This window comes from Prevotella fusca JCM 17724, assembly GCF_001262015.1.
GTDB classification, from domain to species: domain Bacteria; phylum Bacteroidota; class Bacteroidia; order Bacteroidales; family Bacteroidaceae; genus Prevotella; species Prevotella fusca.
This window is the reverse complement of the sequence record NZ_CP012074.1, coordinates 1,667,410-1,677,500: the sequence shown is the minus strand read 5'-3', so window position 1 is coordinate 1,677,500 and position 10,091 is coordinate 1,667,410. Positions and strand designations below refer to the sequence as shown.

Here is a 10,091-nt window from a genome sequence, read left to right as displayed (position 1 = left end):
TCAAGATTGGATGCAACTTGCGTTGCACCGTCCCTCTGTACCGGCCATTGTAACACGTGTGTAGCCCCGGACGTAAGGGCCGTGCTGATTTGACGTCATCCCCACCTTCCTCACACCTTACGGTGGCAGTGTCTCCAGAGTGCCCAGCACTACCTGATGGCAACTGAAGAGAGGGGTTGCGCTCGTTATGGCACTTAAGCCGACACCTCACGGCACGAGCTGACGACAACCATGCAGCACCTTCACAGGAGTCCCGAAGGACCTCAACATCTCTGTATCGTTCTCCTGCAATTCAAGCCCGGGTAAGGTTCCTCGCGTATCATCGAATTAAACCACATGTTCCTCCGCTTGTGCGGGCCCCCGTCAATTCCTTTGAGTTTCACCGTTGCCGGCGTACTCCCCAGGTGGGATGCTTAATGCTTTCGCTTAGCCGCTGATACCAGGTACCAACAGCGGGCATCCATCGTTTACCGTGCGGACTACCAGGGTATCTAATCCTGTTCGATACCCGCACCTTCGAGCTTAAGCGTCAGTTGCGCTCCCGTCAGCTGCCTTCGCAATCGGAGTTCTTCGTCATATCTAAGCATTTCACCGCTACACGACGAATTCCGCCAACGTTGTGCGTACTCAAGGGAACCAGTATGCGCTGCAAGTCAGACGTTGAGCGTCTACATTTCACAACACACTTAATCCCCGGCCTACGCTCCCTTTAAACCCAATAAATCCGGATAACGCCCGGACCTTCCGTATTACCGCGGCTGCTGGCACGGAATTAGCCGGTCCTTATTCGTACGGTACCTGCAAGGACGGACACGTCCGCCGTTTTATCCCCGTACAAAAGCAGTTTACAACCCATAGGGCCGTCGTCCTGCACGCTACTTGGCTGGTTCAGGCTTGCGCCCATTGACCAATATTCCTCACTGCTGCCTCCCGTAGGAGTTTGGACCGTGTCTCAGTTCCAATGTGGGGGACCTTCCTCTCAGAACCCCTACTGATCGTAGCCTTGGTGGGCCGTTACCCCGCCAACAAGCTAATCAGACGCATCCCCATCCATGACCGATGAATCTTTACTTCACATATGATGCCGTCAGTGAAGGCCATGGGGTATTAGTCTGCCTTTCGGCAGGTTATCCCCCGGTCATGGGAAGGTTGGATACGCGTTACTCACCCGTGCGCCGGTCGACGTCCGAAGAGTGCAAGCACCCTTCGCCGTTTCCCCTCGACTTGCATGTGTTAAGCCTGTAGCTAGCGTTCATCCTGAGCCAGGATCAAACTCTCCATTGTAAAATATGTCTTGGTGATGGATGACGGGTGGCGGGTGGTAACGAATACCACGCTGCTCCCGGCACTTCACCGAGTAATCCCTGTTCCAGAACGCCTATCCTGAAATATCAAGCTCAAAGAACCACCTTGTGTTCAAAAGTAATGAGGAAAGGGGAAACCCCAGACCCCAGTACCGAATTGAACGGTTCGTTTCTTTTACCCGTCCATTTGATATAATACCAAACAGACGCTTCTTGTACTACTTCTCTGTCTATGTAAATCTTTTCAAAGAACTCTTTTCCTTGTCGCCTCACTCTTGTCAGCCAGACGGCTTGTTTCGTAAAGCGAGTGCAAAGGTATAGACTTTCCGTGTAACCTCCAAATGTTTTGAGGAAAAAGTTTTAAAAACATGCCTTATTCTGTTTAAAATTGACCTACATCAATCATTTTGCTTAAAATTTGCTTAATTTTGCAGGTAAACTTAGAAGATATTAATATGAGACATAAATGCGAGACGATTGAGATAGGAACCCATACCTGCATCCTACATAGCGAGGAAAACGCAAAATTTTTCCTCATCCAGCCTGTTGACAGCCATGACACGGAAGAGTTAGAGCAACAAATCACCTATATTGAAAAGAACACGCAGCTACCCTTCGTCCATCTTGCCATACGAATAAGCAAATGGAATGCCGAACTCACGCCTTGGACTGCCCCACCTGTTTTCGGCAAGATACCCTTTGGTGATGGTGCAAGTAACACCTTATTATATATAAAAGAACAGCTACTCCCCGAGATTAATTCCCGTTACCCACTAAATACCCATAAGAGCAACACCCTCTTAGGAGGTTATTCACTTGCCGGACTCTTTGCCCTTTGGGCAGCCTATCAGCCTGACATTCCTTTCAAAGGCATAGCTTCAGCTTCTCCCTCAGCATGGTACACAGGCTGGCTCGACTATGCCGAAACCCACCAGCCACAAGTGGAACACGCCTACCTCAGCCTCGGCGACAAAGAAGAAAAAACGAAAACAAAGCTGATGAAAACCATCAGCAAAGATATTCTCCGACAGGAACAGCTCCTCAAAGAGAAAGGTGTAAACTGTAAGATGGAATGGAACGAAGGTAATCATTTCCAAGACAACGGAGTAAGAATTGCTAAAGGATTTCTTTGGTTAATGCAACAATAAAATTCACCAACTACCCTTCAAAGAAAGGAGTAGTCGGCGAAAAGACTATTTAACCCAAATCGGTCATTAGGCCACAATATTTATAATTCTTACTTTCATATTGTATCCTAACATCTTTTATTTTCTTGTCGGCATCTTGTCTGTCTTTTTAACTTGACGTAGCCCGCTACGCCTGCGTTGCAAAGACAGTCCAATCTGCTCGACAATAAAACAAAATCTGTTCAGGCTCTAATGACCGATTTGGGTTTAAGGTTGATTCAGAAAACAGCATAGCCAGCAGGCAGGCATTGGAGGGAAAGACGACAACCGTATCTCCAAAACAAAGAACCGATGAAGAACATCTTACCTCCACAAACCTTGAAGCCGTTACTACCTTCCATTTTGCAATAAAAAATCAGCACATGGAAAACTATTGATGCTTAATTGCATTTGAATTAACGCCAGATTGACGTCTAATAGATGCCCTTTTGAGCTCCAATAGATGCCCTTTTGAAGTCCAACTAAGCACCTTTTCTTGCACAGCTCTATAACCATTTGACAACAATCACTTTACAAGCGTGTCCAAAAAAGCCTTTTGAGACGGAATGAAGTCATGTCAGCCAGTCTTTAGTGTAAATATATTTCACAACAAATCAATAACACACCAGTATTCTTTTCCTGCTGATGGGCATGCTTCCGAACAGTCTAAAAGAGTATTATCGCCCACCAAACCCAACCAACATCCGCAAACCTTCATATAACAGAAACAAAAAACTCCCACCCGCATTGCTGCGGATGGGAGCCTGATTATCTGTTCAGAAGTATTCCGAAAGACTTAGAGCTGTGGACCAGCTGCTACGAGAGCCTTACCAGCCTCGTTGTCCTCGTACTTCTTGAAGTTCTTGATGAAACGAGCTGCGAGGTCCTTAGCCTTCTCTTCCCACTCAGCTGCATCAGCGTAAGTGTCGCGTGGATCGAGAATATCTGTTGCAACACCTTCGAGCTGTGTAGGAACAGTGAAGTTGAAGTAAGGAATCTGCTTTGTTGGAGCAGCATCGATTGAGTGGTTCAGGATAGCATCGATGATACCACGGGTATCCTTGATTGAGATACGCTTGCCTGTACCGTTCCAGCCAGTGTTAACTAAGTAAGCCTTAGCACCGCTCTTCTCCATCTTCTTAACGAGCTCCTCAGCATACTTTGTTGGGTGAAGCTCCAGGAATGCCTGACCGAAGCAAGCAGAGAATGTTGGAGTAGGCTCAGTGATACCACGCTCTGTACCAGCCAGCTTAGCGGTGAAACCAGAGAGGAAGTAGTACTTTGTCTGCTCTGCATCCAGGATAGAAACTGGAGGCAATACACCGAATGCGTCAGCTGACAGGAAGATAACCTGCTTAGCAGCTGGTCCGTGAGACTCTGGACGCTGGATGTTCTTGATGTGATAGATTGGGTAAGAAACACGAGTGTTCTCAGTTACGCTCTTGTCTTCAAAGTCAATCTTACCGTTCTCGTCAACAGTTACGTTCTCGAGAAGAGCATCACGTCTGATTGCACCGTAGATGTCTGGCTCAGACTCCTTGTCAAGGTTGATAACCTTTGCGTAGCAGCCACCCTCGAAGTTGAACACACCATTGTCATCCCATCCGTGCTCGTCATCACCGATGAGCTTACGCTTTGGATCGGTAGAGAGAGTAGTCTTACCTGTACCAGAAAGACCGAAGAAGATTGCAGTGTTCTCACCCTTCATGTCAGTGTTTGCAGAGCAGTGCATAGCAGCAATACCCTTCAATGGGAGGAAGTAGTTCATCATAGAGAACATACCCTTCTTCATCTCACCACCGTACCATGTGTTGATGATAACCTGCTCCTTGGAAGTAACGTTGAACACAACAGCTGTCTCTGAATGCAGACCGAGTTCCTTCCAGTTCTCAACCTTAGCCTTTGAAGCGTTGTAAACAACGAAGTCAGGCTCCTGGTCGAAGTCAGCCTCATCCTTTGGACGGATGAACATGTTTGTTACGAAGTGAGCCTGCCAAGCAACCTCAACGATGAAGCGGATCTTCATACGTGTGTCCTTGTGTGTACCGCAGAAACCGTCAACTACGAAAAGACGCTTGTTTGAAAGCTCCTTCTGTGCGATGTCCTTTACTGCAGCCCAAGTCTCCTTGCTTGCACGGTGGTTGTCATTGTGATACTCCTCAGAGTCCCACCATACTGTATCGTGAGAGTTCTCATCATCAACGATGAATTTATCCTTAGGAGAACGACCAGTGTAGATACCTGTCATTACGTTCACAGCGCCGAGCTCTGTTTCCTGACCAACCTCGAAGCCGTCAAGGCCTTCCTTTGTCTCCTCGTTGAACAATACCTCGTAAGAAGGATTGTAAAGTACTTCTGTTGTACCTGTAATACCGTACTTCTCAAGTACGCTCTTATCAAACTTTGCCATTTCTTATAAATGTATTTAGTTGAAAATTGATTTAGTCTTTGACCTTTAGTGTCTTATTAAAAAGACACCGCAAAGGTAATATAAATATTAAACTCACACAAAAAATAGCTAAGAAAAAGTATCAAAGTATTTCTCAACAAGGTTAAAGAAATTAAAAAAACAATGACCACAGGTATATTTGCAAATTAGACTTTGCAAAACTTCAAATTAATTTCTTACTTTTGCCGAAATTTTGCAAGGCAAGTTGCTAACTTACTTGTCTATAACACCTAAGATAGAAAATGGACATCATTAATTTTTCGGAACAGAACTCGATCATCAACCAGTACCTGGCTGAAATCCGTGACAAAGACTATCAGAAGAATCGCCTGCTCTTCCGCAACAACGTTATGCGAATAGGAGAGTTTGAGGCTTTTGAAATTTCCAAGACGCTGAACTACGAACCAAAGAATGTTGTTACTCCATTGGGTACGGCACAGGTAAATGTACCGACCGACAAGGTTGTCCTGGCAACCATCTTCCGTGCCGGACTTCCTTTCCACAATGGCTTCCTTAATATCTTTGACCATGCCGGCAATGCCTTTGTCAGTGCCTATCGTGAGTATAAGGATGCTGACCATCACGAGGTAGGTATCCATGTGGAATATCTTGCTACACCTGACATCAACGGCAAGACACTCATCATCGCTGACCCGATGCTGGCTACCGGCGGTTCTATGGAGCTTGGCTACAAGGCTATCCTCTCCAAGGGAATGCCACGCCACGTCCACGTTGCCTGTCTGCTGGCTACACCGGAAGGCATCGCACACATCCGCAAGACTTTCCCGGAAGACTCTACAACCATTTGGTGTGCAGCCATTGACGAAGGACTGAACGAACACAAGTACATCGTTCCAGGCTTCGGTGATGCCGGCGACCTGTGCTATGGTGAGAAGATATAAATCATTCTTATATAATCCAGCGGACGGCGAAAGCATATCGTTTTTGCCGTCCGCTGTGTTTTTATCAGCCTCCTATAGGCTACACCTTAGACGCAATATGACGCCTATAAACGTCCAGATGCGTTTTCTGTAACACATCACTGATATGGGTCATACGCTGTGTCTGACTCATCGTAACATCCCCTTGCTGGTTATCTTCCTGCATAAGGATTTGTCCGTTGCCCTCAACAGGCAGGAACTCATACCATTTCACCGGCACATCATGCCACGAACCATCACCGCCCAGCTTGCTGATATACGACATACGGGACTCTGAACGGAAACCGTGTGCCGTGACATTAATCAGCGTATTGCCGTCACCCTGCGCCTTTGCGGTGGTTTTCAAAATACACGGTGTCACACAATAGGTATGCTCAAAGTGCTCCTGTCCCCAGAAGTTAGCCAGTGACTCCTGTTCCCAGAACGAACTCTTTGCTTCCATATCGTGCCCATAGATGTCCTGCTGCGACCGTATCTGCTGATACATCGGCACACAAAGCAAAGGAGCAAAGCTGAAGTAAATGGCACGGAAGTACCTTGCGTTGATCTCATAAAAGTCTTTCCTGGCTTTCTCGAAGTCAAAGCTGCGATACTGGTCTGGATTCATGTCGAGTTCCATCTCCTGTATATGCAGGGGCATAATGGTATTAATCATACGGTTCTTGTCGAAATCGAAGTCATCACCATAGCCCTCCGTCCTGTCCTGCAGGAGTGCCATCATAGTCTGCTGCGCCAACGGCGTGAAGAGTAAGGCATACTGCTGGTTGTCGTTTCGGTTACTTGTATTGAATGCAACCTCAAACTCCTCGTTTGTCAGCATAGCAAAGTCGCCGTTCTCAAGGTTACGTGCTTTGCGCCTCAACCAGAACCTGTCCCACTTGAAACGCAATGAGCTTTCCTTTCCTGCCAGTCCGTTCGGCTTGCGATAGAAAGTCAGGTCGGGTGCAGCCGTATTGCCATAGATTAGCCGTGTACGCTCGATATACTCGGGATAAGGTGCCGTCACACTGGCATGCAGGGTCTCTGAACGGTGCACGGTACGTGTCTTACCGTCCGGACCAGTCTCTGTTGTCGTCCAATAAATGGTCCTCTGTCCGTGATAGGTCTTCTGCCCCATCTCCATCTTGCGTGTCCTGCAGATGACAAACGGATTGCCGTTGATAAGTCCGGAATGGGCATAAAGCACCGAACGCTCGGTATTGAAGGAGTCATCCCACCCATAGGTAGTGCGCAGGTCAGCAAGACGCTGTGTCGTGACATAGGGGTCGAACTCCAGCCTCGGCACAGTCTTCGACATCATTCGGGTGAAGATGTCCCAGTCGTAGAGCCTGTTCAGTGCTGCCATCTGGTTCCAGGCATCCTGCTTCAATGCCCCCACCTTTTCCACTAACTCCCCCTTCTGACTGCGCAGACGTTTCAAGACTGGATGCACCTTCATCAGCAGGAAGACAAGCAACAGGGCTTCGGCACCGGCTATAAGCAGCAGGTGTTCCATCGGAAACTCATTCCATTTTACATAAACGAGAGCAACACCTGCCACCACACATATCCACAGAATGACACACAACACTGTCCACCATACGATACGACTGGACACATCCTCAAGTCTTGCCTCATCCTCATAGATCTGCCGGCAGGTCTCACGGTTCGCCTCAACATCAACCTGCGCCTCATCGGCAAGCCTATCGAAGGTTTCCTCAGCTACCTTCTTGAACTTCGCCTTAAAGGTGCTGATGTATTCGTTTAGCGGATCATAGATATCCTCAACCATCTATTTCCACAGTCTTAGAAGAACTTTTCTCTTGCCGCCTCACGTGTCTCAGCCGATGCAGTAAACGGTATGCGTGTCGTATAGCCTTGCCGGGCAGCCACGATCATCTTCGTAGGCCAGGAGAATATATCCGTATTCCATTGTGTCACCCGACTGTTATAGACGGTGCGGGCAGCCGTTATCTCACGCTGCAGGTAGTTGTTCTGCTGCATCGCATCGGCAATGGCATTGTGTGCCTTCAGCTCCGGATAAGCCTCTACCTGTGGGAAGAGCCGACCGAAAGCGGCATTCACCTGTGCGTTCACATCGCTTCTGTTTCCCTCGTTCACACCGCCACCACGCAGGGCAGCAACGGCTTTCATCACGTCCTTATCGAGGTCGATGGCACGCTCCACAAGCCCCGCCACGTTCTGAAGTATCTGAACACGCTGTTCCAGATAGTTGTCAATGTTTGATGCCTCAGCCTGAATACGCTGCTCAAGCTGCTGGAAGTAATTACGGGCAGATATCTTCATAAAGATGAAGATGACACCCGGAAGGATACCCAGCAGGCAGCCTACCACGCCAACCATCAATGCGTTCGGCAGCGCACCGCCCATAACCAGCACATACAACAGTACCAGAACGGGAATTACAACCCACAATGCAATCTGAAAGAGCGTTGAACCAAAGCCCACCTGTACAGGCAGCTGCCTGTCAATCACGTGTACATCACGACCTGCATCGTTCACAGGTCCTGTCACTTCATCCAATAAATTCGCCATAGCTTACTATTATTTTTATTTTAACAATCATTGGTTTTAGCCTTCAAAGATACACCTTTTTCTGAAAGGTGGCAAATCCATGGTCTTTATGTGACTCTTTTTTTGTAAATGACGATGTATAAAAAGGAGAATTCGAGATAAACCTGCTGCAAAAAGACAGTGGACGACTGTGAATGCTATTAATAAGCCCTGTCACACGGAAACACGCCCGACTCCTACCCTATAACCATTTACGGACACCCGATATGGGTATCCGTAAAACTTTTATCTATTAAGTACATAAACTGTCATACACAGTCCCCACACGCTCAAAAAGCACAGGGGCATCCTCTCCCAGTCCTTACTTCTGCTTGGAGAAACCTATCAGCTCACGTCCCCACGATGGCTGCAAACCGTTCTTCCGTTCCTTGGCAAAGAGTTCTTTGATGGTTTCCAAGTCCTTGGGTCCGTTCATACTCGGCTTTCCAGTCTCCTTACTCATATTCTCGAAGAAGATGTAAAGGAGCATACGGGGACGGGGATTCTCCGGATTGATACCCATCGCAGCCTTGTAACTGCTTATGGCATCGACATAATACAGCTTGCCATTCACTGCCGGATTCTGCACGATGAGTGCCGTATAATAAAATCCTTTCAGCGTCAATGCTTCAGAGTGGTCGACCCCGCTCTTCGACTGTAACGCCTCGACATCAGCCTTCACCGCATCCAAAAACAGGGAAGAATAAGCATCCTTTGGAAAACATACGGCATACTGAAGAGCATAGAGCGTGCGGTAATAAGTGGGTAGCCACGCATCAGGGTACTGTTTTTCAATACGCCTCAGCTCCTCCATTCCCTTCACGACTGACGATGCTTCATTAGCATTTACATTACTCAGCACAGTACCCAGCTGTGTTTCAAACTGCTTGTTGTTCTGTGCATTGACATTGGTTGCACACAAGAGGGCAACGATAACGATGATTTTTGAAATTAAAGTTTTCATACGCTTTGAATTTAATAAGTGAAACATTGTTCTCTGCTGCAAATATATGAACCCTTTTGACTGCTTCCAAATACTGGGGACAGACAACGAGAAAGCGGGCTGCATAGCTATCCAAGCCGCTGAAATACTATGATTTGGGACGAATGACTAAGACAGAATAAAGGTATAAAGAAAAAGGGCGAGAAGGTAAAACTACACTTTGTATTGAGTTATGTTCATGATGAAAAATATTTATTTTCATGAAAATAAATATTTCTTTTCGTGAAGAAAAATAATTCTTTTCATGAAAAGAAATCGGAAACAGTGGATAATCTGCAATTCAATCTGTGCGTCACCTGTACTGTAAGTAATGCTTACCCGTGTATCGTCCAACGCCTGATTGCATTGCAATTAAGTACTTTTATTTGCACTGGTCTATAATATCCTGATGTGCTGAAGGGTATAAAGGTGCAGGAAAAGTGCCATTGTCATTGCTTTCAACTACGGTTAAATGTAATTGAATGCAGTACATAGATGAAAACAAATGGAAACAAATAAATGGTTATGAGAGGGAAGAGTTTTTCATTGAGGGGGGTAACAAGGATGTTGCCTGTAGGGACATACGCTTCATGTGTCCGTAAAAAAGCTGTTGCCGGGCATACGAAGCGTGCGTCCCTACGGTGACGATGATAACAATTCTGATGATTAATGCTTTATCATCACCCGATAAGAACA

At 46.9% G+C, this 10,091-nt stretch carries 7 protein-coding genes and 1 rRNA gene (1 of these 8 running past the window's edge); 2 read left to right on the top strand and 6 right to left on the bottom strand.

From position 1 onward, the window contains the following. Positions 1–1,284: ribosomal RNA gene (locus tag ADJ77_RS06815) — 16S ribosomal RNA — on the bottom strand (it extends 247 nt beyond the left edge of the window). Between the two features lie 475 nt (positions 1,285–1,759). On the opposite strand from ADJ77_RS06815, the gene ADJ77_RS06810 reads away from it, so the two are divergent. Further along, positions 1,760–2,452, top strand: a complete 693-nt coding sequence (locus ADJ77_RS06810; RefSeq protein WP_025079136.1) for an alpha/beta hydrolase — start codon at positions 1,760–1,762, stop codon at positions 2,450–2,452. Between the two features lie 257 nt (positions 2,453–2,709). On the opposite strand, the gene ADJ77_RS14360 is transcribed toward ADJ77_RS06810, so the two are convergent. Then, positions 2,710–2,832, bottom strand: a complete 123-nt coding sequence (locus ADJ77_RS14360; RefSeq protein ID WP_262499353.1) for a hypothetical protein — start codon at positions 2,830–2,832, stop codon at positions 2,710–2,712. A 434-nt stretch (positions 2,833–3,266) separates the two neighbouring features. Next, on the bottom strand, positions 3,267–4,880 hold the full coding sequence (gene pckA / locus ADJ77_RS06805; protein WP_025079137.1) for a phosphoenolpyruvate carboxykinase (ATP): 1,614 nt from the start codon (positions 4,878–4,880) through the stop codon (positions 3,267–3,269). 281 nt (positions 4,881–5,161) lie between these two features. Here pckA and upp point away from each other — a divergent pair, with 281 nt between their 5' ends. After that, positions 5,162–5,821 (top strand): uracil phosphoribosyltransferase, encoded by a 660-nt coding sequence (gene upp, locus ADJ77_RS06800; protein WP_025079138.1) that lies wholly within the window; start codon positions 5,162–5,164, stop codon positions 5,819–5,821. A 79-nt stretch (positions 5,822–5,900) separates the two neighbouring features. On the opposite strand, the gene ADJ77_RS06795 is transcribed toward upp, so the two are convergent. From ADJ77_RS06795 to ADJ77_RS06785, 3 genes are all read right to left on the bottom strand, one after another. Beyond that, on the bottom strand, positions 5,901–7,631 hold the full coding sequence (locus tag ADJ77_RS06795) for an MAG1210 family protein (RefSeq protein ID WP_025079139.1): 1,731 nt from the start codon (positions 7,629–7,631) through the stop codon (positions 5,901–5,903). A gap of 14 nt (positions 7,632–7,645) precedes the next feature. Continuing rightward, positions 7,646–8,395 carry a LemA family protein gene (locus ADJ77_RS06790; protein WP_025079140.1) on the bottom strand — a complete coding sequence of 250 codons (750 nt, stop codon included), beginning with the start codon at positions 8,393–8,395 and terminating at the stop codon, positions 7,646–7,648. A 340-nt stretch (positions 8,396–8,735) separates the two neighbouring features. Continuing rightward, positions 8,736–9,377: a hypothetical protein gene (locus tag ADJ77_RS06785; RefSeq protein ID WP_050696230.1), complete on the bottom strand. Its 642-nt coding sequence runs from the start codon at positions 9,375–9,377 to the stop codon at positions 8,736–8,738. Between the last annotated feature and the right edge of the window lie 714 nt (positions 9,378–10,091).